This window comes from Klebsiella sp. BIGb0149, from assembly GCF_004362605.1.
Lineage (GTDB): Bacteria > Pseudomonadota > Gammaproteobacteria > Enterobacterales > Enterobacteriaceae > Klebsiella > Klebsiella terrigena.
Window position 1 is genome coordinate 276,944 of record NZ_SNYG01000003.1, and the last position, 21,978, is coordinate 298,921.

At 59.9% G+C, this 21,978-nt stretch carries 22 protein-coding genes and 1 pseudogene; 6 read left to right on the plus strand and 17 right to left on the minus strand.

Translation table 11 applies throughout. The features are described from left to right. Window positions 1-34: 34 nt before the first annotated feature. Genes EDF75_RS13170 through EDF75_RS13185 form a run of 4 tightly spaced genes read right to left on the minus strand, consistent with a single transcriptional unit; the run spans window position 35 to window position 3,337 of the window. Window positions 35-694 carry a methionine ABC transporter permease gene (locus tag EDF75_RS13170; protein ID WP_166646187.1) on the minus strand — a complete coding sequence of 220 codons (660 nt, stop codon included), beginning with the start codon at window positions 692-694 and terminating at the stop codon, window positions 35-37. Beyond that, the gene (locus EDF75_RS13175) at window positions 691-1,482 is read right to left on the minus strand and encodes a methionine ABC transporter ATP-binding protein (protein ID WP_133599715.1); all 792 of its coding nucleotides are present in this window, start codon (window positions 1,480-1,482) and stop codon (window positions 691-693) included. Before EDF75_RS13175 ends, EDF75_RS13170 begins: the two co-directional genes overlap by 4 nt. Further along, a complete protein-coding gene (locus EDF75_RS13180; RefSeq protein ID WP_045858195.1) occupies window positions 1,479-2,285 on the minus strand; it encodes a MetQ/NlpA family ABC transporter substrate-binding protein in 807 nt (268 codons plus the stop codon). Before EDF75_RS13180 ends, EDF75_RS13175 begins: the two co-directional genes overlap by 4 nt. Before the next feature lie 23 nt (window positions 2,286-2,308). Further along, on the minus strand, window positions 2,309-3,337 hold the full coding sequence (locus EDF75_RS13185) for an isopenicillin N synthase family dioxygenase (protein WP_133599716.1): 1,029 nt from the start codon (window positions 3,335-3,337) through the stop codon (window positions 2,309-2,311). A 289-nt stretch (window positions 3,338-3,626) separates the two neighbouring features. Between EDF75_RS13185 and EDF75_RS13190 the strand changes: the two genes are divergently transcribed. Continuing rightward, window positions 3,627-3,914: a VF530 family protein gene (locus EDF75_RS13190; RefSeq protein WP_045858189.1), complete on the plus strand. Its 288-nt coding sequence runs from the start codon at window positions 3,627-3,629 to the stop codon at window positions 3,912-3,914. A gap of 44 nt (window positions 3,915-3,958) precedes the next feature. Here the strand turns inward: EDF75_RS13190 and EDF75_RS13195 are convergent, their stop codons facing one another. The 3 genes from EDF75_RS13195 to EDF75_RS13205 all read right to left on the minus strand — a co-directional run bounded on the left by EDF75_RS13195 (window position 3,959) and on the right by EDF75_RS13205 (window position 5,819). Continuing rightward, complete coding sequence (locus EDF75_RS13195) at window positions 3,959-4,309, minus strand: DUF6404 family protein (RefSeq protein ID WP_133599717.1); 351 nt, start codon at window positions 4,307-4,309, stop codon at window positions 3,959-3,961. Window positions 4,310-4,311: 2 nt separating this feature from the next. Further along, window positions 4,312-4,746 (minus strand): hypothetical protein, encoded by a 435-nt coding sequence (locus EDF75_RS13200; RefSeq protein ID WP_133599718.1) that lies wholly within the window; start codon window positions 4,744-4,746, stop codon window positions 4,312-4,314. 116 nt (window positions 4,747-4,862) lie between these two features. Next, complete coding sequence (locus EDF75_RS13205) at window positions 4,863-5,819, minus strand: AraC family transcriptional regulator (protein ID WP_133599719.1); 957 nt, start codon at window positions 5,817-5,819, stop codon at window positions 4,863-4,865. Between the two features lie 109 nt (window positions 5,820-5,928). Between EDF75_RS13205 and EDF75_RS13210 the strand changes: the two genes are divergently transcribed. Further along, the gene (locus EDF75_RS13210) at window positions 5,929-7,128 is read left to right on the plus strand and encodes an MFS transporter (protein ID WP_133599720.1); all 1,200 of its coding nucleotides are present in this window, start codon (window positions 5,929-5,931) and stop codon (window positions 7,126-7,128) included. A 38-nt stretch (window positions 7,129-7,166) separates the two neighbouring features. On the opposite strand, the gene EDF75_RS13215 is transcribed toward EDF75_RS13210, so the two are convergent. Next, window positions 7,167-7,616 carry a helix-turn-helix domain-containing protein gene (locus EDF75_RS13215; protein WP_133599721.1) on the minus strand — a complete coding sequence of 150 codons (450 nt, stop codon included), beginning with the start codon at window positions 7,614-7,616 and terminating at the stop codon, window positions 7,167-7,169. Window positions 7,617-7,685: 69 nt separating this feature from the next. On the opposite strand from EDF75_RS13215, the gene EDF75_RS13220 reads away from it, so the two are divergent. Then, a complete protein-coding gene (locus tag EDF75_RS13220) occupies window positions 7,686-8,912 on the plus strand; it encodes an MFS transporter (RefSeq protein ID WP_133599722.1) in 1,227 nt (408 codons plus the stop codon). A 15-nt stretch (window positions 8,913-8,927) separates the two neighbouring features. Here the strand turns inward: EDF75_RS13220 and EDF75_RS13225 are convergent, their stop codons facing one another. Both EDF75_RS13225 and EDF75_RS13230 read right to left on the minus strand, forming a co-directional pair. After that, a complete protein-coding gene (locus tag EDF75_RS13225) occupies window positions 8,928-9,821 on the minus strand; it encodes a dihydrodipicolinate synthase family protein (protein WP_133599723.1) in 894 nt (297 codons plus the stop codon). Window positions 9,822-9,870: 49 nt separating this feature from the next. Further along, entirely contained in the window at window positions 9,871-10,761 is an 891-nt protein-coding gene (locus EDF75_RS13230; RefSeq protein ID WP_133599724.1) for a DMT family transporter, read from the minus strand. 104 nt (window positions 10,762-10,865) lie between these two features. Between EDF75_RS13230 and EDF75_RS13235 the strand changes: the two genes are divergently transcribed. Next, window positions 10,866-12,200, plus strand: coding sequence for an aminotransferase-like domain-containing protein (locus EDF75_RS13235; RefSeq protein WP_133599725.1), 1,335 nt, complete (start codon window positions 10,866-10,868; stop codon window positions 12,198-12,200). 24 nt (window positions 12,201-12,224) lie between these two features. Here the strand turns inward: EDF75_RS13235 and EDF75_RS13240 are convergent, their stop codons facing one another. Next, on the minus strand, window positions 12,225-12,770 hold the full coding sequence (locus tag EDF75_RS13240; RefSeq protein ID WP_133599726.1) for a dihydrofolate reductase family protein: 546 nt from the start codon (window positions 12,768-12,770) through the stop codon (window positions 12,225-12,227). A gap of 188 nt (window positions 12,771-12,958) precedes the next feature. On the opposite strand from EDF75_RS13240, the pseudogene EDF75_RS13245 reads away from it, so the two are divergent. Beyond that, window positions 12,959-13,152 (plus strand): annotated as a pseudogene (locus EDF75_RS13245) (riboflavin synthase); the annotation flags it as partial. On the opposite strand, the gene EDF75_RS13250 reads toward EDF75_RS13245, so the two are convergent. The 6 genes from EDF75_RS13250 to EDF75_RS13275 all read right to left on the minus strand — a co-directional run bounded on the left by EDF75_RS13250 (window position 13,149) and on the right by EDF75_RS13275 (window position 21,081). Further along, on the minus strand, window positions 13,149-14,132 hold the full coding sequence (locus EDF75_RS13250; RefSeq protein ID WP_208113318.1) for an NAD(P)H-quinone oxidoreductase: 984 nt from the start codon (window positions 14,130-14,132) through the stop codon (window positions 13,149-13,151). The pseudogene EDF75_RS13245 and the gene EDF75_RS13250 sit on opposite strands and share 4 nt — an antisense overlap. Before the next feature lie 88 nt (window positions 14,133-14,220). Beyond that, window positions 14,221-15,096, minus strand: coding sequence for a glyoxalase III HchA (gene hchA / locus EDF75_RS13255; RefSeq protein ID WP_133599728.1), 876 nt, complete (start codon window positions 15,094-15,096; stop codon window positions 14,221-14,223). Window positions 15,097-15,277: 181 nt separating this feature from the next. After that, a complete protein-coding gene (locus tag EDF75_RS13260; RefSeq protein ID WP_133599729.1) occupies window positions 15,278-16,939 on the minus strand; it encodes an ABC transporter ATP-binding protein/permease in 1,662 nt (553 codons plus the stop codon). Window positions 16,940-17,012: 73 nt separating this feature from the next. Beyond that, on the minus strand, window positions 17,013-19,460 hold the full coding sequence (locus tag EDF75_RS13265; protein WP_133599730.1) for a TonB-dependent siderophore receptor: 2,448 nt from the start codon (window positions 19,458-19,460) through the stop codon (window positions 17,013-17,015). Between the two features lie 93 nt (window positions 19,461-19,553). Then, entirely contained in the window at window positions 19,554-20,534 is a 981-nt protein-coding gene (locus EDF75_RS13270; protein WP_133599731.1) for a FecR domain-containing protein, read from the minus strand. Continuing rightward, window positions 20,524-21,081: a sigma-70 family RNA polymerase sigma factor gene (locus EDF75_RS13275; RefSeq protein ID WP_133599732.1), complete on the minus strand. Its 558-nt coding sequence runs from the start codon at window positions 21,079-21,081 to the stop codon at window positions 20,524-20,526. Before EDF75_RS13275 ends, EDF75_RS13270 begins: the two co-directional genes overlap by 11 nt. 613 nt (window positions 21,082-21,694) lie before the next feature. Here EDF75_RS13275 and EDF75_RS13280 point away from each other — a divergent pair. Beyond that, on the plus strand, window positions 21,695-21,925 hold the full coding sequence (locus EDF75_RS13280; protein WP_133599733.1) for a hypothetical protein: 231 nt from the start codon (window positions 21,695-21,697) through the stop codon (window positions 21,923-21,925). Window positions 21,926-21,978: the final 53 nt, after the last annotated feature.

Here is a 21,978-nt window from a genome sequence, read left to right on the forward strand (position 1 = left end):
AAAGGGCGATGGGTGATCATCGCCCTTGATGAACCTACCGACGGTGCGCCAGGCGGCGAACCAGACGGTCGCCGGTCATCTGTACGCCCTGGACCATCGCCACCAGGATCAGTACCGTGCCCACCATCACCTCGTTATTAAAGCGCTGGTAGCCGTAGCGGATCGCCAGGTCGCCCAGTCCGCCGCCGCCGATCACACCGGCCATCGACGAAAAGCCAATCAGCATAACGATCGTCAGCGTCACGCCGGCCAGCAGGGTCGGCAGCGCTTCCGGCAGCAGGGATTTAAAAATCACGTGCCAGATGTTGCCGCCCATCGATAAAATCGCCTCAATCCGCCCGTAGTCCACCTCGTCCAGCGCGTTTTCCGTCAGCCGGGCGAAGAAGGGAAAGGCGCCGATAGTCACCGGGACCACCGCGGCGGTGCTTCCCAGGGTGGTGCCGATAATCAGTCGGGTAAACGGGATCAGCGCAATCAGCAGCACAATAAACGGCAGCGAACGGCCGAAATTGATCGCCGCCCCCAGCAGCGCGTTGAGTTTTGGCATCGGCAGCAGGCCGTTTTTGCGCGAGATAAACAGGATAATCCCGGTCGGTAGCCCGAGCAGAACGGTAAAAAATGCCGCCAGCCCGACCATATAAAGGGTGTCCAGGGTGCCGCCCACCAGCAGCGGCCAGAGGTCTTCCCAGCTCATGCTACTCCGCATAAAGGCCTCCCGTGAAAGCCGTGACGCGCCAGAAAGTCACGCTCCGTTTGCGGATCGTGGAGCAGCGACTGACGCAGTTTTGACCACGGCGCCACCAGCAGATCGGCAATTTTTCCGCTTTCAACAATTTCTCCTTTTTCCAGCAGCGCGGCGTGATCGCACAGGGTTTTAACCACTTCCAGCTCGTGGGTGATCAGCACGATGGTCAGATGCAGGCGCTGATTGATATCCGCCAGCAGCGCCAGCACCGAGGCGGTGGTTTCCGGGTCCAGCGCGCTGGTCGCTTCGTCGCACAGCAGCACGTCCGGCCTTGCGGCCAGCGCCCGGGCAATCCCCACGCGCTGCTTCTGCCCGCCCGAAAGCTGGGAGGGGAAGGACTCGGCCTTATCGCTGAGCCCCACCAAATCGAGCAGTTCCTCCACCCGGGCCCGGCGGTCGGCCTTCGCCATCCCGGCGATTTCCAGCGGTACCGCAACGTTGTCGGCGACGCTGCGCGCATGGAGCAGATTAAAATGCTGGAAGATCATGCCGGTGCGCAGGCGATAGGCGCGCAGGGCCGATTTATCCATCTGCGTAATATCATGTCCGTTCACAATAATGCGGCCCGCAGTGGGCCGCTCCAGCAGATTCAGACAGCGTATCAGCGTACTTTTGCCCGCGCCGCTGCGCCCAAGGATGCCGTACACGGCGCCCTTAGGAACGTGCAGCGAGACATCGTTTAGCGCCGGTCGGCCCGTTCCGGCATAAGTTTTACTCAGCCCCAGCACCTCGATCATGACTGCGGCGCGACCGGTATCACCGAGCCGTTATACTGTTTGCGGATAAATTCCGCCACCTGCGGCGAGGTCAGATCCTTCGCCAGCTGCTTGATCCGCGGATCGTTGGCCAGGGACGGATTGGTGACGAGGATATTGGCGTAGGGGTTATGCGCCGCGCTTTCCAGACCCAGCGCATCTTTTGCCGGCGTCAGGCCCGCTTCCAGCGCATAGTTGCCGTTAATCACCGCCAGGTCGACATCGTCGAGCGAGCGGGGGATTTGCGGTGATTCAATCTCAAGAATTTTGAGATGCTTAGGGTTCTCCACAATATCCTTTGGCGTTGCCAGGGTGGTGGCCGGGTCGGTAAATTTCGCCGCCAGCTTAATCAGCCCCTGGCTCTGCAGCAGGAACAGCGCCCGGCTCAGGTTGGTGGTGTTATTCGGCACCGCGACGGTGGCGTTTTCCGGCAGGGATTTGAAATCTTTGTGTTTCCGCGAGTAAATACCCAGCGGTTCAATATGCACCGTTGCCGCCACGGTAAAGGTTTTACCCAGCGCTTTTTCCTGATCTTTCAGATAGGGAACGTGCTGGAAATAGTTGGCATCCACGTCGCCGTTTGCCAGCAGTTCGTTGGCGTTCACGCCGCTGGTGAGCTCAACGATCTTCAGATCGAGGCTCGGATCGATTTTCTTGATGTAATTCAGTATCTCGGCATGCGGTACCGGGTCAGCGGCGACGCGCAGCGCGGCGGCCTGCGCCGAGGACCATGCCAGAGAAAGAGACAGTGCTACCCCTGCCAGTTTGAAAGCGGCATTTTTCATGGTGTTTTCCTTTATTGTTATGTTTAAACGATCAGTTGTTCGGCGCGTTCGCGAAACACATCCTGGTAGTAGCGTTCGGCAACGTCCGGATGCGAGCGCAGGCGCCCCTTCAGGTAGTTCCAGCCCACCTCCCGCAGCAGCGGATTCTGCGGATCGCTATCCGGCCCGAGCGCCTCCTGCGCCAGTTCAGGCGGCAGGGTGTAGACCGGAACCACGGCGTCCAGCTGCGCGCCGAGGAAGAAGGCGATAGAGAGGCGCTGCTGGTTCGCCGGCGGCGAAACGACGCGATGCACCGTCGCGCGCAGATAGCCATTGGTCGCCAGCTCAAGAAGTTCACCAATATTGACCACGAAGCTGCCGGCCAGCGGGGTCGCATCGATCCAGCGGCCGGGCGCGACTTCAACCTGCAGCCCTTTTTGCTCATCCTGGAGTAAAAAGCTGAGGAAACCGGAATCCTTATGCGCGCCAACGCCCTGGGTGCTTTGCGTCTCCTGCTGGCCGGGGTAGCGGATCAGTTTGATATGCTCGTTGGGCTGCTGGCCGTAGAGGGTATCAAAGGCGTCATTAGGTAAATTCAAGGCTTCGGCAAAGGCGCGCAGCACGGTAATACCGACCTGCGTCATCGCGCTTTGCCAGCTCAGCAGCGTTGGTTTCAGCTCAGGCAGCGCGTCCGGCCACAGGTTAGGTCCCTGCAGGCGCTGCCAGCGCGGCGCATCGTCGCCGAGGGTCAGAGCAGGGCGCTCGGCGCCAATATCGAACTGTTCGCGCCAGTCCGGCTGGCCGCGGGTCAATTCCGACGCGGCGCGGTTGTAGCCGCGAAAGTGCGGGGAGTGAATCATGGCGACCGGCTGCTTTTGCGCATCGGCCAGCGAAAAGAAGCGGCGGGAGAGCTGCTGCACGCTGTGCTGCAGCCGATCATCCACTCCGTGATTGATCAGGTAAAAGAAGCCGATATCGCGCGCGGCGTGGCGCAGCTCGGTAAGAAAAGCGGATTTCTCAGCGGGATCCGCGTAGCGCGCAAGATCGAGAATCGGCAGCGTGGTTGCGTTCATTGTGTTCTCCGAAGGCGGTGTGCGTATATTTTTGGCTATTCAGATTCAGGGTTCGGGGACAACAACAGCGCATAATCATTTCCTCAGTCAGGTGGTCAAACACAGCTTGCCCTAAGCGAAAATAATCAACCAATAACCTTCTTTTCTAATTTATGTCCGTCGGGGGTTCAGTGCTTTTGCGAATAGTAGATAAGGGCGATAGCGCGCTAAGTCCGCCTCGCGAGTTGCGCGGGGCGAAAGGAGTCAGTATGGTGTGCGCAATTTCTCAGGTATTTCAGGACAGGACATTATGCAGCCTTCAAAAGATCCCCTCCACGGCGTCACGCTTGAGGCGTTACTCAACGTACTGGTGGCGAAATATGGCTGGGCGGAGCTGGCAAAGCGCATCAATATTAACTGCTTTAAGAGCGATCCCAGCGTCAAATCCAGCCTGAAGTTTTTACGCCGGACGCCCTGGGCGCGCAAGGAAGTGGAAGAACTCTATATTGATAGCCTGGAAGATATTGCCGATGAGCGGGAGGATATGCCGACCGACGGCCCGTGGGCGAACTGGCAGAGTAAGAAAGAACGGCAGTAGCCTGCCGCCGTTCCCGCTCTGCACTGAGGGGGAACGGCGCGATCTCAGACCAGCTTATTCCAGCCCGGCAGTCTGTTCGCTTTGCGGCGAATGAAATGGTGGCCAGCATCCAGCAGGCCATAAATCAGCCCCATCTGCAGGCAATTACGCAGAATTTCCGGCCACTCATCGGGTACGCTGCGCCAGTTCAGGAGCAGCATAATCGGGATAATGAGCAGGCTAAAGCCCGCCGCGGAAAGCAGGAAGTTGCTCCAGAACGGGTTGAATACCGGCGGCGGGACCTTCCAGCCGGCTTTCCATAACAGGCGGTATAGCGGGGGAACGTACTCACTCCGCCTCATATTTCGCTCCGCCATGAGCGCGAAGGCGCGGCTTTTTTTCTCATCAAAGTTCATGGTTATTCCTGCTGATAGACGACGTCTGCCTGCCTGCGCATCTGCCGCCACTTCACGGTGTGATAAATAAAATAGCCGGCGGCTAAAGGCAGCGTCAGCGGCATGACGATAAAAAGATATAGCGCGCCAATTCGGTGGCCATCAATAACCTCAAACACGCGCGCTGAGGTCAGGCGGAGCAGCGTATCGTCAGCCCCTTTTTTCGCAAAGGGATACAGCAAAATAGAGACCCAGCCGAGCGCAATAAGCGGCCAGCCGACGGTATCGTATAAGTTGTAAATAAAAATACCGAAGAACAAAGCGCCACACGCCAGCTTACCGATAAACTCCGGACGCTTAATAAAAAGCACCGCCGGATGCACGATGTGGACCTTATTCTGCCGCGGCCTGCGGCTTCCCGTTTTCCGCGATCGACGGCGGCTGTTTTTTCTGCTCACTTCCTGTTAATTATCCTGCTTAGCCGGGGCGCAGCATGCCCCATAGTGATATTAACCGGCGAATTGAGCAAATATAATTCAGCCGCACTGCCAAAAAACGGGGGCGGATATTCTGCCTATATCTCTTCCCCGGATGAAATAGCGCGCAGGGCGCCGGGCGCCTGGCCGGTAATACGCTTAAACGCGCGGCTAAATGCGGCATGGGAGCTGTAGCCCAGCTTAAAGGCCACCTTTTCCAGGGCCTGGCCTTCATGGGAGATGTACTGAACCGCCAGCCGCATGCGTAATTCGGTCAGATAGCGCGCGGGCGTCGTGCCGGTCGCCGCCAGAAAGCGCTCGGCAAATACCGAACGCGAAGTTCCGGCCTCGCGGGCCAGGTCCTCAACCTTCCAGTTCACCCCGGGCTGCTGGTGCATCACGTAGATAGCTCTCGCCAGCTTCGGGTCGCGCAGCACCTGCACCCAGCCGGTGGCGTTGCCGCAGCCGCACTCCACCCAGCCGCGAACGATCAGCGCCGCCACCACGTCCGCCAGCCGCGCGAGGATCCCCGCATAGCCCGCCTGGCGGGTGAGGGTTTCTCGCTCCATCGCCGCCAGAAGAGGCTGGATCTCAGGCCGGGTGTTCAGCAGGCTGCTGACCATCATCACCTCCGGCATCGCCTTGACCAGCGGCTGCATGCCGCCGAGCTCAAAGTCCATACAGCCGCTGAAAATAATGGCGTTGTCCTGCGCCGGCTGCGGGCCCTCGTTTTTAATGCAGCACACCGTACTGCACACCGGCTCGGTAGGCAGCTGCTGTACGTTGACGATCTGCGCCCCGGCGTCGGACATCAGCGCGTGGCCGTCGCCGTTGGGGATAAACAGCGCGTCGCCGCTCTCCAGAGCCAACTGCTGCCCGCTGGCCATGCGCAGCACAACCGGGCCGCGGCTGATGAAGTGAAACTGCGCCTTGCCTGGCACATAGCTGAACGCCACCCCGAACGGGCGGCCGGACTCAATGCGCCGGTAGTTGACGCCTGAAAGGCGCATGCCGCGCAGCAGCTCGCTGGTGAGATCGATGGCCTGATGGGTCATAACGCTATTCCCGGACGAATAATCAATAATGGCAGAGTATGCATCATAGATCGTCCGAAGAGAAGTTTCTAAGCTGTGTCGGATTGTTAACTGTTCTGGAGAGATGTATATGAGTTCCTGCATTGTAGCCGATGAGAGCCAGCTAAACGCCAAACCCGCATGGCGGGCCGTTTATGCGCTGGCGCTGGGCGTTTTCGGCCTGATTGTTGCAGAGTTTCTTCCCGCCAGTCTGTTAACGCCGATGGCGACAAGCCTGGGCGTAAGTGAAGGGATGGCGGGGCAGGCGGTGACCGCGACGGCACTGGTGGCGCTGGTTACCGGGCTACTCATTACCCCGGCGACCAAAAATATCGATCGCCGCTGGGTGCTGATGTTTTTTTCGCTGCTGCAAATCATCTCCAGCATGATGGTTGCCTTTGCGCCTTCTCTGGAGTTTTTGCTCCTCGGCCGCCTGCTGCTGGGGATTGCCATCGGTGGGTTCTGGTCAATGTCCACCGCGACCGCTATGCGCCTCGTGCCCGCCGCGTTTGTGCCCAAAGCGCTGGCCATCATCTTCTCCGCCGTATCGGTAGCGACCGTCGTGGCCGCGCCGCTGGGCAGCTATTTAGGCGGGATGATCGGCTGGCGCAACGTGTTTATCATCTGCGCGCTGCCGAGCCTGGTGGCCCTGTTCTGGCAGCTGTGGGTTCTGCCCTCCATGCGTCCGGAAAGCGCGGGCAGCTTTGCGACGCTGTTTAAGGTTCTGCGCCGGCCGGGGATGCTGGGCGGCATGCTGGCAACCATTTTGATTTTCAGCGGCCATTTCGCCTTCTTTACCTATCTGCGGCCGTTTCTGGAAACCGTCGCCCAGGCGAGCGTGGAGGGGGTTTCCCTGATCCTGCTGGGCTTTGGGCTGGCGAACTTTGTCGGAACCTCGATTGCCGGGTATTTACTGGCCCGCAGCCTGCGCATGACGCTGGCGCTGGTACCGTTGGCGATGAGCATTCTGGCGCTGATGATGGTGACCTTCGGCCATCTGGCGCTGCTTGACGGTCTGATGGTAGCCATGTGGGGCTTTGCCTTTGGCCTGGTGCCGGTGGGCTGGTCAACCTGGCTTGCCACCACGGTGCCGGATGAGGCCGAAAGCGCCGGGGGGCTGCTGGTTGCCTCCATCCAGCTGGCCATCAGCGCCGGGGCGGCCGGCGGCGGGGCGGTGTTCGACATCACCGGCGCCAGCGGCGTCTTCACCGGCAGCGGTCTGCTGCTGCTCAGCGCGATGGTCATTGTCCTGGTCGGCGTCCGGGTAAAGCCGGTCCCGAGCGGAGAGTAAAAATAAAAGCGCCTGCGGGCGCTTTTTTCGTTTCGCCGTCAGGCGGGGCGCTTCAGCGATCGGCCGCTCGGCGCTTTTTTCTTTGCCGCCCTGGCGCCGCTTTTCCCCGCCAGCTCAACAAGACGCCTGAAGGTCGGGCACTCCATATGCGAAGGCGCCGGGCAGTCGGCGACGTGGCGAAGCGTATCGCGCAGGGCGGTGAGCTGCTGGATCTGGCGGTCGATGCGGTCGGCCTGCTGGTGCAGCCCGGCGCGCGGAAGGTCGGGAGATCCCTGTTTGCCGAACATGCTTGCGATCTCATCGAGCGAAAAGCCCGCCGCTTTGCCCATGGTGATGAGCTTCAGATGCAAAAGCACGTCGTGCGGAAACTGCCTGCGCAGCCCGTGCCGTGAAATCGACGCGATCAGGCCGATCTCTTCGTAGTAGCGCAGCGCCGAGGGCCTGATCCCGCTCAGGGCCGAAACTTCACCGATATCCAGAAATTTCATGCTTGACCTCAATTCGACTTGAAGTCGTAGCATGCTCCTGAACCGAATTTCCGGCAAGAGGGCAAGGCTATGGCACAGGTGGAATTACCGATCCCAACACACAAACAGGCGGCAATAACGACGGCGCTCGCGCTCTGTATGCTGCTGGCCTCGCTGGGCACCAGCATCGCCAACATTGCGCTGCCCACGCTGGCCGCGGCTTTTTACGCCCCTTTCCCGCAGGTGCAGGCGGTGGTGACCGTCTATCTGGCGGCGCTGACGATCTCGGTACTGGTTGCCGGTCGCCTCGGCGACAGATGGGGGCTGAAGAGCATGCTGATGCTCGGCCTCGGCCTGTTTATCGCGGCCTCACTGCTCTGTAGCCTGGCCGCCAGCCTGCGGTTTTTAACCGCGGCCCGGGCGCTGCAGGGGGCGGGAGCCGCTTTCCTGATGACGCTGAGCATGGCCCTTATGAGACAGGCCGCCGGGAAGGATCGCATCGGCCGGGCGATGGGGCTGCTGGGAACCACCTCGGCGCTGGGCACGGCGCTCGGTCCCTCCATCGGCGGGCTGCTGATAGCCTGGGCGGGATGGCGCAGCATTTTCTGGGTTCAGCTGCCGATCGCCTGCCTGGCGCTGCTGCTGGTGTTTATCGTCCTGCCGGCCGATCGCCGCGCGCGCGCCGAGGCGCGAACAAGCCAGCGTCCGGTGCCGATCGGGCGTCTGGCGCCCTGGCTGCTGGTCAATCTTTTGGTGGCCGCGGTGATGATGGCTACCCTGGTGGTGGGGCCGTTCTATCTCGGCATCGCGCTTAATCTGAGCACCGCGGAAGTGGGCTTCGTGATGGCCATCGGCCCGGTGGTCTCTATCTTTTGCGGCGTGCCGGCCGGCCGCCTGGTTGACGGCTGGGGAACCCGCCGCACGCTCTACGTGGGACTGATCGTGCTGACGGCAGGGGCCTTTATGCTGGCAGAGCTGCCGAACCGGACGGGCATTATCGGCTACGTGCTGTCGGTTATGGTTCTGACCCCCGGCTACCAGCTTTTTCAGGCCGCCAACAATACCGCCGCGCTGCTCGACGCGATGCCGGGCCAGCAGGGCACGGTCTCAGGACTGCTCAGCCTTGCGCGGAATATGGGGCTGATCGCCGGCGCGGCGGTAATGGGAAACGTTTTTTCGTTTGCCGCCGGCACGCAGGACCTCGTTCACGCTCCGGCGTCGGCCATCGGCGGCGCCATGCGGTTCACCTTCCTGCTTGCCGGCATCATGATGACCACCGCTATCGGCATCGTGCTCGCCTGGCGCCTGAAAAAGTAGCCCTGCCGCTGCGGGTCAATCCAGCCGCGGCAGCTGGCCGAGGACCTGCTCCAGGGCGCGCCGTTCCTGACCGCTCAGCGTCTGCAGGGGGAACGGCAGGCACGGTGCCGGCGCCGTGCCAAGGATCTCGGCGACGGTGGCGATCGCGCGCAGGCTTCCGTGGCGGTGATAGAAGGACCACAGCGGCGCAAGGTCTGCGCTAAGCCTCAGCGCCTCGTCTTCATCTCCGCGCAGCGCCGCCCGGGTCAGCTGCAGAGCGTAGCGGGGGAAAAGTCCGCCGAGTACGGAGTACCAGACGCCGCAGCCGGCAATCAGGCCCGCCGCGGCGCGGGCGTCGCCGCTGATGCCGAGCGTGACCTGTCCGGCGATCCGCCTCTTCAGGACCGCGATGCGCTGCGAGGCGGCGCTCCACTCTGCCGGAAGGTCGCCAAGTTTTATCGAACCGACGCGGTTGAGGTTCGACAGGGCGACCAGCAGGTCATCGGAAAAGTGAAACCCGGTGGTTGCCGGATTGTCGTAGACGCACAGCGGGACCGATAGCCCGGCGGTGACGCGGTCATACAGGCGAAACGCCTCGTCGGCGCTCAGTTTCTGATACGACAGCGGCGCCAGCAGCACGCCGCTAACGCCGGCGTTTTGCGCATCCTCCGCCAGCCTCATGACCTCATCCGCGCTGATGCTGCTGATGCTGGTCATCACCGGAATACCGGACGCGGCGCCGACGGCGAGGCGGGTGACTCTGAGCCGCTGCTCCCGGGTCAAATAGGCGTAGCTGCCGGTCGAACCCAGCGCGCCTATGGAATCCACGCCGGCATCGACAAGGTTTTCAATCAGTGACACAAACGACTTCTCGTCGATCTCCGCCCCCGCCAGCGGGGTGAGAGGGAATGCGCTCAGGCCTGTAAACATCGTTGATTCCTTTTTAAAAAATGGGAGTAGCCCAGGCGACCGCAGCGTTTTATCGGGCAAACTTTCGCGATCCGCTAACGCACAGAATAACGCCTAAGGTGACGAAAACCATTACCGGACTGACCGTTTCATGCAGCAGGGCCGCCGACAGCGCCAGGCCAAAGAACGGCTGCAGCAGCTGGAGCTGGCCGACGGCGGCAATCCCGCCGATAGCCAGCCCTTTGTACCAAAAAATAAAGCCGATCAGCATACTGAAAAGCGATACGTACCCTAACGCCGCCCAGGCCGGGGCGCTAATGCCGCTGAGGGTTGCCGGCAGGGTTATAGCGGTGCCGATGAGCATGAAAGGCAGGGCGATAATCAGCGCCCAGCCGATCGTCTGCCAGCCGCCGATGGCGCGGGTCAGCTTTGCGCCCTCGGCGTAGCCCAGACCGCAGACAACGACGGCGGCCAGCATCAGCAGATCGCCGGTCAGCGACGCCGAGGCGCTTTGCGCGAGCGCGAAGCCCGCAACCAGCAGGCTGCCGATGACCGAAAAGATCCAGAAGGCTTTTTTGGGCCGTTCACCGCCGCGCAGAACGCCGAAAATAGCCGTGGTCAGCGGCAAAAGGCCGAGAAACACGATGGAGTGTGCGGCGGTGACGTGCCGCAGGGCGAGGGCGGTCAGCAGCGGAAAACCCACCACCACCCCCAGGGATACGACGACCAGCGCGACGAGCTGCGAGACGTGGGGCCGTCGCTGGCGAAAGCACAACATCAGCGCGCAGGCCACGACTCCGGCAATAGACGCGCGCAGAAAGGTCAGAAAGAAAGGGGCCATCTCCAGCACCGCCACGCGCGTGGCGGGCAAAGAGCCGCTGAAAATAATCACGCCGAGCAGGCCGTTGAGCCAGCCGGAAACGGCGCTGGGGTCGGCTTTATGTACCGCTGAATTTACCACTGTAACCTCATCTGTTTGTTCTCGTTTACGGGCTTGAGCATGGGGTCAGCGGATGGTAGCCTCGCTCATCTAATACAATCAAATTATTGTCATGGATACATTTGATGAAAGCCCGCTACAAAGGCATTGTTGATCAATTCGCGGAGGCGATTCGCAACGGCGAGATGTCGCCGGGAACCCGCCTGCCGACGCACCGGCATCTCTCCGCACGGGAGCATATCTCTTTGGCGACCGCGACCCGGGTCTACAGCGAGCTGGAGGCGATGGGGCTGGTGAGCGGCGAAACCGGTCGCGGCACCTTTGTCAGAGAGCGGTCGCTGCCACCGGGCCACGGCGTCGATCAGCAGAGGGTGGCGACGGACGTGCTCGACCTGAATTTTAACTATCCGGCGCTGCCGGGGCAGGGAGAGATCCTCCGCGACGCGCTGCGGCAGCTTTCGGCGGCCGGCGACATCGAGTCGCATCTGCGCTATCAGCCCCACGCCGGCAGGCTCGGTGAACGCGAGATTATGGCCGGGCACTTTTGCCGGTACGGATTTCGGCCGACGGCGGACAACCTGCTGATCGTCAACGGCGCCCAGCACGGGCTCACCGTCACGGTGATGGGGCTGCTGAGGCCCGGCGACGTCGTCGCCGTGGACGCGCTGACCTATTCGGGGTTCAAAGCGCTGGCGGAGCTCTACCATCTTGAGCTTATCGCCATCCCGTCCCTCGCCGATGGCCCGGATTTAGCGGCCCTCAGGCAGATCTGTCAAAAAAGACGCGTCCGGGCGGTCTACGTCATGCCGACGCTGCACAATCCGCTGGGCTGGGTACTTAGCCGCGCCCAGCGCAAGGCGCTGGCCGGGATCGCCCGCGCCCACGATCTGCTGATCGTCGAAGATACCGCCTATGCCTACCTGGTGCGACGGCCGCCGCCGCCGCTGGCGTGCTATGCGCCAGAGCGCACCGTCTATATCAGCGGATTTTCAAAAAACGTGGCGACCGGCCTGCGGATCGGGGTGGTTATCTGCCCCGAAGGCTATCGCTCCGCGCTGGAGAGAGCGATTCGCGCTACGACCTGGAATACCCCTTCCGTGCTGACGGCCCTGGTCTGCGGCTGGATCCAGGACGGCACCGTCAGGCGCTTTGAAACGCAAAAAAGAGCCGATGCGCGCCGGCGGCAGGCGGTGTTAAGGGAGACGCTGGGCGATCTTCCCTGCGTGAGCCATCCGGACTCCTATTTTGCCTGGCTGCCGCTGCCGGATGAGGCGAGGGCGGATCGGGTGGTCAAAGCGCTGATGGACGATAATATTTCCGTTTCGACGGCGGCGCCTTTCTGCACCGCGCAAACCGTCCCCCAGGCCATCCGGCTGGCGCTGGGATCGGTCTCGACGGAGAGTTTGCGGCCCGCACTGGTTAAAGTTCGCGAGGCGGTGGAAGCAGAACGGTATCGCTAGCCGCAGGGCGGCCGCCCCGCGTGTCTATGCGGCTTGTGGCGTCAGCCGATAGTGCGACTGCACCAGACCCGAAGGGAAGCTGCGGCTTGATAACAGCGTCAAATCGATATCCTGGGGCAGGGATCCGAACAGCGGCTTGCCCGAACCGAGCAGGACGGGAACGGTCGTGATAATGATGTCGGAGACCAGCCCTTCGCGCAGGAACGACTGGATCAGCTGCCCGCCGTCGATATAGACGCGGCGTGCGTTGTGCGCCGCCAGGTCGTCCAGCACCTCCTTCGGCGCGCGGCGGGAGAACTGCACTTTACCCTTCAGCACCTCGGGCACGGGGGTATCGGCCAGCCGGCGGGAGAGCACCAGCACGGGTCGGTCATAAGGCCATTCGTCGAAGGCCAGCACCTTCTCATAGGTTCCCCGGCCCATCACGATCCAGTCTTTGTCCGCGATGAACGCCATATAGCCGTGATCTTCCGTCGGATCGTCGCGCTGCAGCAGCCAGCCGATATCGCCATCCTGCCGGGCGATGTAGCCATCAAGGCTGACCGCAATAAAAACGTGTGTGGTGACCATCGGGGGCTCCGTATTCAGGCTGCAGATTAAGTTGAGTTTAGCGGCCCTGACGAGGCGGGCATAAACGCAGGGAAAAACGCAGGCCTAAAAGTACGGAAAAATTCCGCCGAGGACAAGACGCTAAAATCGGTACTCAAGGGCGATTGGAAGGTGCGGGTGATGGTGCGGGTGATATTGGCGAGCGGGTCCGTTTCTGCGTGCGCCTGATCCTGAAGACGCGGCAGCGCACCACGCTGGGGGCGAAAAAGGTCGGTGAGCAGGTGAATATTGAATCGATCCGCAGACTCAGGCGACGATCGATACCGTGGAGCGCGTGCTGGCCGCCGTCGCCGAAGAAAAGGGGCGCCAGGTCGCCCCGTTTGCTGCCTGGCCGCACGCTTAGCCTGTCACCTGGAGCACAATTTTGCCTATGTGATCCCCGCGCTCCATCATAGCGTGCGCCAGCGGGGCATCCTCGAGCCGGAAAACCTGATCAATGATGGGCCGACACTGGCCCGACGCCAGCAGCGGCCAGACCTGCGCGCGGAGCTCAGCGGCGATGCGCGCCTTCTCCTGGGCGGTTCTTGCCCGCATGGTCGAACCGGTAATGGTCGCGCGCTTCAGCGCCATGGCCTGCAGGTCGACGCCGTCTGCGATGGCGCCGCCGAGGAAGCCGATCACCACCAGGCGGCCGTCGCGCGCCAGCGCGGTCAGATTCGACCTGAAGTACGACGCGCCCATGATGTCGAGAATAATATCGACACCGCGCCCCTGCGTCTGGCTGAGGATGACGGCGGCAAAATCATCGGTACGATAGTTGATGGGCTGCCCCCCGAGGGAGACAACGGCGGCGCATTTATCCTCCGAGCCTGCGGTGGCAAAGCACTCAATACCGAAGGCTGCGCACAGCATCAGCGCGGTGGTGCCGATGCCGCTGGTGCCGCCGTGGATGAGAACCCGATCGCCGCGTTTGGCCTTAGCCATTTGAAACAGATTGGCCCACACGGTAAAGAACGTTTCCGCTATCGCGGCAGCCTCGACCATGCTCACGCTCGTCGGGACCGGCAGGCACTGCGTCGCGGGTAGCAGGCAGTATTCCGCGTAGCCGCCGCCGTTGGTCAGGCCGCACACCTTGTCCCCGATAGCTATATCAGTGACGTTGTCACCTAGCGCCACAACGTTCCCGGCAACTTCAAGGCCGGGTACCGGAGTGACGCCGTCGGGCATAGGGTACTTTCCCTGCCGCTGTATCACATCCGGACGGTTTACGCCCGCGGCGGCAACCTGCACCAGCACCTCATCGGGGCCGGGCATCGGCAGGGGCGCTTTGCGAAGCCGGAGCACGTCAGGTCCGCCGGGAGCGGTTATTTCAACCTCGTTCATATATTCAGGTAATGGCATCGTTGTTCTCGTTGTCAGATTTCCGATTCACCGCGGCAGGGCGACTCAGCCTTTTCAGCATTGGCGTCGTTCATCGCGCCGCGACGTCGGCAAGCAGCGTTTCTGCGGCCAGCTTGCCGAGATGGTTGGAGGCCAGCGGGCTGTCGCCGGTCAACAGGCGTCGGTCTTTGTGGACTTGACCCGTGATATCGCTATTGAGGATCTTAACCCCCAGCTCGCTAAGGCGTTCACCGACCAGCCAGGGCATTGGGCCGGGAATATAGCCGATATCGATATTCGCGCCGGTATCAAGCGAGTCCGGGAAAACGCAGATTTCGTAACCGCGGTATAAGAAGTTCTCCTTGTCCTCGCCGAGGCCTGCCGCCAGCAGTCCGGCCGGCCCGTGACACAGCGAAATGACGTAGCGGTCGTGGTTATGGGCCCAGAGCAGCGCTTTTTTGACGTCCTCGCTGAAGGGAATGTCGTTAAGCACCCCGTGACCGCCCGGGATAAAGATGCCGATATAGTTGCCCGCATCCAGATCCTTCACCACCTCGGACAGTTTTTTGGGCTGCTTGAGCTGACGGCGATACTTCTCATAGGTGCCCTTGACCGCCTCATCCTCGCCGGGGAAGGCCCACATTTCGAGCTTTACCGGATCCCCGGACGGCGTCGCAACGTCGATTGCAAACCCGGCGAGATCCAGGTGGTGCATGGGCAGCAGCGTCTCCACGGGGTGGTTGCCGGTAGAAAAAAACTTCCCGTTTTGCATCAGCAGATAGCGTTCCTGAGACGCAATCATCAGCACCTTCCACTTGCCGCCCTTATAGGGTGCGGGATAGTGGGCGCCGTCAAAATCGGTCTTTGGCGAGGTGTATTGACTCAGAGAGTAAGGTGACGGAAAAAACGCGTTCTCTTCAGCGGCATCGGGGGTGGGATGACGATCGTCGGATGGTAAGCCGGTCATAATGATCTCCTTATGGGCGATTTACATTACAGCTTTAGCTTAGGTAAACCGCCCACAGGCCGCAATGAGGGATAGCCCTCAGCGGCTGACTCCCGGAATCTTCTGGACGCGCGGGTTAACGGCTGGAGATGAGGGCAGCCCGTTGTATCTACCCGCGATGTTAACGCGCAAGATAATTATTTTAGCCATGTTTTTCAATGAGATATTTTGTGCTCACTGAGTCTACAACCGCTTTTTGGTGGCTGACGACCATGATGATGCTCTGCGGGAGTTCGCGGCGGATAGCGCCTATCAGCGCTACGGCCGTTCCCTCGTCCAGGTGGCTGGTTGATTCATCAAGGCAAATAAAATCGGGCTGATTCACCAGGATGCGGGCAAACGAAAGACGCTGCTGCTCGCCGCCGGAAAGGATACCGCGCCATGACTGGCGCTCATTCAGCTGCCGGCATAAATGGTGTAGCCCAACCCTCTTCAGGCAGCTCTCCAGCCGTTGATTGCTGACTTTAGCTAAGCCCGGATACGTCAACACGTGGCTCAGGAGATCGTCGGGAAGATACGGTTTTTGCGGCACGAACAGGCTTTTGCCTGTCGGGTGGCTATAGACCCCGCTGCGGTATGGCCACAGCCCGCAGAGTACCCTTAAGAAGGTCGTTTTCCCACACCCGCTGGCGCCGGTAATCGCCACCGCCTCCCCGCGCCGTAAGTCGAGATTTATCGGGTTAAACAGGGGCGTACCATCAGCATGACGGGCGACCAGATGAAAACAGCGTAACGTTCCGGGCTGGCGGGAAAAGCGCGATTGCGCCGGCAGCGCGATTAAGCCTTGCTCAAACTGCCATAGCCTCTCTACCGTCGCTGACCAGGCCACTATCTGACGGTAGGAGTCGATAAACCAGCCGAAGGCGTCAAGGACGTAGCCGAAAGCGGCGCGCGCCTGCATGACGCCGCCAAGCGAGATCTGTTTTGCGATATACAGCGGCAGGACGGCAAAAATCGGGATCATCAGGCTCAGACGAAAATAGGAGGTGGTGAACGTATCCAGGCGAAACTCGCACGACATCAGCCGCTGCCAGTTCTGCGCAATCGCCGAAAAATGACGGTGTACGCGGCGCAGTTCGGCACGTTCGCCGCCGTAGAAGGCAATCTGCTCGCTGTTTTCGCGGATGCGCAGCAGGCTGGCACGGTAGTCCGCCTCGCTTTTTTGCCGCTCTATATTCAGCTGATGCAGCGGGCGGCCTATCCAGTGGGCCAGCAGGCTGCTAATAACCGCATACCCCAGCGCCACCCATACCAGATAGCCGTGCAGCGTGACGCTGTGTCCGGCGACGGTGAGGCTGAGCGTGCCCGAGAGCCGCCACAGAATAACAATGAACGACAAAAGCCCCGTGATGTTTTTTAGCAGCGACAAAAATAGCCCAAGGCTCTGCTCAACCAGCAGCCGAATATCCTCGGCAATACGCTGATCGGGATTATCGGGTTCAGCATGGAGGCTCAGACGGTAGTGATTATGTCGTCGCAGCCACAGATGGTGAAATCTCATGGTCATCTTCTGTCGGCCGCGAATGATCAGTAATTTTTTCAGCCAGTTCGAGCTGATAATAAACGTCACAAACAGCGCGGTATATCCGGCATAAGCGAGCGCCAGCATGCCGATCGACGCCTGCTGAAAGTAATCGCTGAGGGCATCGTAAAATTCCCGGCTCCAGTTGTTGTACTGAACGCTTATCCATACCACGCCCAGCGTGAGGGCGGTCAGCGTCAGCAATAAAAGCCATGAAAACCATTCGCGAGGGTGCAGCCAACAGGGGGCTATCAGCTGGTAAAACCGTTTCAAACTTTGCATAAAAAAGGTCGCACAGAGTGTGTAAAAAGCGTGACAGCCGCCCTCGCGGACGGCTGCCCATTATCCTTTGCGCTTAATAAGCCCATTTCACGTTGAACATGACGTTACGCGGATCGCCGTAGAAATTGTTGCCCCCGCGGTGGCGGTTGGAAACGCCGAGGTAGTACTCTTTATCCGTCAGGTTGTTACCGTTCAGGCTCAGGCTTATTTGTTTACTGTACTGATAGCCAATATTGGCGTTGAAAAGGGTGTATCCGCCCTGGGACACATCGTAGTTGGTGGTGGTATCCGTCTGCGCCGTCAGCCCTGCGCCGACGGACCATTTATCCCACTCTCCCGGCAGGCGATAGCTGCTGTACAAGCGGAAAAGGTGCTGCGGCGTGTGTTTGCTGTAGTTGGTGCCTTTCTGCGTGGCGGCGGCTTCGAGATATTTGCTGTTATTAAGCGTGTATCCGGCGTAGACCTGCCAGCCCTGCGCAAGCTGCCCGGATATCTCCATTTCAATGCCCTGGCTCTGCACCTTGCCGTCGGCAACGTAGCAGTCATCGCAGTCCACCCCGCTCATGGCGTTATTCGCCTGAATAATACGGAACAGGGCGACGGAGGCGTTCAGCCCGCCGTTGAAGAACTCCCCTTTGACGCCGGTTTCGTAGTTGCTGCCGGTGACCGGCGGCAGGAAGTTGCCGCTGGCATCCTGCAGGCTTTGCGGTTTGTAGATTTCGGCGTAGCTCAGATACCAGGTGTAGTCTTTGGCGAAATCCCACAGCAGGCCGCCGTAGGGGATGATTTTACCTTTCACCTTGTAGTTGCTGTGCGCGGTCATCGCGCCGGTTGTCAGGTTGGTGAAATAGGAGTCGTAGGTAAAGCTGCTGTAACGGCTTCCGAGGATCAGCTTCCAGTCGTCGGTCAGGCTCAGCCGTGTCGTGGCGTACAGGCCGCGCTGATAGACGTTGTACTGATAGCGGCGGGTGTAATCCCAGTCGGGTTCGGAGAGGCTTTCAGGGTCCCAGCTATAGATATTCACCGCGCTGGTATTGCTCAGCGAACCAAATAAGTTATTGAAGTTCTCCTTCTGATAATCACCGCCGAATACCAGCTGGTGGTCGCGATCCAGCAGCTCGAACGGCCCGCTCAGGCTGATGTTCACGCCGTACTGGCTGCTGCGGTTGTGTCGTTGCAGGTAGTTGTTGAGCTTCGCGCTGCCTGAATCATCCACGCCCTGAGTGCCGTTACCGTAAACGCCGATGAATTTGCCCTCGGCGCTGGCGGTCGTGTAGTTCAGCGAGCTTTTGGCGACCCATTCGTTATCAAAATAGTGTTCGAGCTCGGCGTAGGCGTTAGTTTTCTCGAAGGTGATGTTATTCCAGCTGGCCCCCAGGAAGGTCGAGCGGGGCAGACCCAGGCTGGAGTAGTTGGTGGACATCGGCACGCCGTAAAGATTGGGCACCGTATCGGTTTTCTGCCAGGAGATACCGGTTGTCAGCGTGGTCTGCGACGTCAAATCATAGGCGAGGGTACCGAACAGCACCTGGCGATCGCTGTGCACGTAATCGGTAAAGCTGTCTCTCTTTTGCAGTACGCCAACCGCGCGGCCGCGCAGCGAGGCATCGTCATTCAGCGGCCCGGAGACGTCCATTTCGCCGCGGTAGTTATCCCAGCTGCCGGCGCTGGCGCTGACGGAAGAGCGAAAATCGTAGGTCGGACGTTTGCGCACCATATTCACCGTTCCCCCCGGTTCGCCGCTGCCCTGGGTCAGGCCTGACGCGCCGCGCAGGACTTCCAGATGGTCGTAAATGGCCAGATCCGGCGATTCGGTGGAGGCTTCGGCATACCCCATTCCGGCGAGGCTGTTTTGAAACGAGGAGCTGATACCGTCTTCCTGAAGGTTATCCATCGTGAAGCCGCGCGACTGGTAACGAGTCTGGTAGGAGCTTTCGTTGATGACGTTCACGCCCGTGACCTGACGCATCGCGTCGTCCAGCGAGGTCATATTCCGATCGTTCATCTGCTGGCGGGTAACTACGCTGACCGACTGCGGCGTCTCCCGCGGCGAGAGATTCAGACGAGTCGCCGCCGACATGCTGCGGGTGGTGTAAGAGCCGGTGTCTTCAGTCATCGCACCGTAGTTAATATCACCGACCACCACCATTTCGTCCCCTTCAGGGATCGCTTTCAGGGTGTAGCTGCCGTTGGGCTGACGTTCTGCCAGCAGCCCGCGATCGGTCAACAGCCGGGAGAAGCCTTCGGCAAGGGTGTAGGTGCCGTTGAGCGCCGGAGAGGATTTACCGGCCGTCAGCCGCGCATCGCTCGCCAGATAAATGCCCGACTGCGCGGCAAACTGATTCAGCTGAGTCGCCAGCGGGGCGGCCGGGATCGCGTAGTCGTGCTTATCCGTCGCCGCTTCGGCGGCCTGCGCAGCGGCAAAGGTCAGTAGCGGCGCACAAAACATCATGCGCAGGAGGGCGGCCGTCGCCGTACGACGGAAAATCCGCGGCGGGCTGGTGCGTGGTGATGATGACATAGATTCCCCTGATAATTCCCAAAAGTAAAAGTGCTGCATAGGGTTAATCGGATGAGGGCACGTAAAGGGGAACCGATGAGGCGAATTTATTTGTTATTTATCGCGCGGGGCGACCGTCAGCCACCATGAGAAGCGGCGGTTGAGCTGCACGGGCAGCGCGTTGGTGAGCATGTCCAGCGCCATATCGGTATCATGCAGCGGGAACGTACCGGTGACGGTCAGCGCTGACACGGCCGGATCGCATCCCAGATAGCCGCGGCGATAGGCCGACAGCCGTTCGATAAATTCACCGAGGGGGAGATTATCGGCCTGTAGCAACCCGCGGGGCCAGGCAGGCTGCGCATTACGCAGCGGCGAGATCGGGCCAAAGGCATCCTGGCGGAAGGTCATCGCCTGACCGGCCTGCACGATCGACGCGTCGCTGATGGCCGCCGGAGAGACTTCCACCGCCCCCTGATACACCTGCAGCACGGTGGTATCGCCGAGCGCCTGCACGCTGAAACGCGTGCCGAGGGCGCGCATTTTGCCCTGCGCGGTGACGATGGTCAGCGGGCGATGCGGATCGGCGGCGGTTTCGATCATCACCCGGCCGTTCAGCAGCCGCAGCGCGCGCTGCGTCGGGGAGTAATCAACGTTCAGCGCGCTATCGGTGTCAAGCCAGATCCGCGAGCCATCAGCCAGCGTAAACGACCTTATTTCGCCGTGGGGGCTGTGATAATCGGCGTGCCATGCCAGTACCTGATTGCGCAGCGGCGTATGACGCCAGCTGCCCCAGGCAAGCAGGGTGCCGACGGAAATCCAGGCCGCCATTTTTAGCACCTGGCGCCGTCCGGCGGCGTGCGTTCTCTGGGTCAACGCGGTCAGTGCCGCCGTTTGTCGCTCATCACTTTCCCGCAGCGGCGAAAAGCGCTGGCTGATGTTCAGCACGTACCGCCACGCCAGCTGATTCTCCTGACTCTCGTCAAGCCAGCGCTGTAACGCGGCGGGATAGGTCTGCGGTGACGCGAGGTCCTCGACTTCGGCATACCAGTTTGCCGCCTGCTGCAGCGCGGCGAAGCCGGGTTTATGGCTCATCGTATCTGACCGCGGCGGGGGGGAGTGCATCGAGATACTCGACTTCAAGACTCAGGCAGTGAAGCATGGCCTGAGCCATATATTTCTTCACCATGCGCTCGGAGACGGCGAGCTCAGCGGCAATTTTTGCGTACGTCAGCCCGCCGATCTGCGACATCAAAAACGCTGCGCGGACTTTCTCCGGCAGCGCCTGCAGCATGGCATCCACCTGAAAAAGCGTTTCCAGGACGATCGCGCAGTGTTCTGCTGATACCGCGGTGGCCAGCGGTTGAGCCGCCAGTGTTTCCAGCCAGACGCGCTCGATTTCTTTTCTGCGCCACAGGTCAATACACATGCCCTGAGCCATCGAACCAAGGTAGGCGCGCGCGCCGGCAAGAGTGTCAAAGTTTCGCGGTTTTATCAGCAGGCGGAGGAAGACGTCCTGCGCGAGATCGGCGGCATCGCTGGCATTCCCAAGGCGTCGTCTGAGCAACTTTTGCAGCCAGTTGTTATGCTCGGAGAACAGCAGCACAATATTTTCAGCTGAACTAAAACCAGGAGATGACATGTCGCTCTAACCGCCAGAGGAGGGTAAACCAGGAAACATTTAGACATGAAAATTTACATGAGAATGATTTTCATTTCAACATTGAATGCGAAAAAATTACCCTCCGCGTATTACGCATACATAAAAGGGGGCCCTGAATAAGGGCCTGCTTTGAGTAAACTCACGCCCCTGCAACGGTGCGGTAAATTCGGCAACAACAAAGAAACAGTCATCTGCGTAATTAAATATAGCGAAAACCATCCGCCAGTGGATAATTTAACCGGATGAAAATAATCCCCTCCCGCGAGCGAAAAAAATAATCTGCGGATTGACGTGAAAGCCGGTAATAAGTAATCAGGCAGTGACTGGCTTGCACCGAAAGTAACCTGCGTCATGGTGCAAGGTTTATCTCAGGCTCCGTCAGATAAAAGAAAGACAATGTCTCATTTTGGTGCTTTTCAGTATCTTCCATGCATCATGATGATCCGTGCCCCATTGTGGTGCTCTATGGCTCCCCCGGATATCCTGTTGATACTTAATAAATAAATTAATGGCATGTTTTGTGCTTATATTTATACGTCAGCGTAAAAAATGAAAGCGATACACAGGTAAACTCCGGGGCAGCAGCAATAATATGCAGCTTGCATTATCAGTGCCGATATGGCAGGCCGGAAAAGGCTTTCAATGCGGTTATTATTTAACGCGCAGCCGATTTAAAGTTCACGTTGACGATGATTTCCAGGGGGGGTGTCCTGTACGTAATTTAACCCGCATTGATCAAGCCAAAAAATCATGCAGAGATAACGGCATTTATTATGCCGGGAATGATTTGTGCTGCAAAAAAATAGTACCTCCTTTGTTTTGAGAAACGAAAGGCAAAAGGCTTAGTTCTGTGAAAGTAAAGCATATACTGCCCCG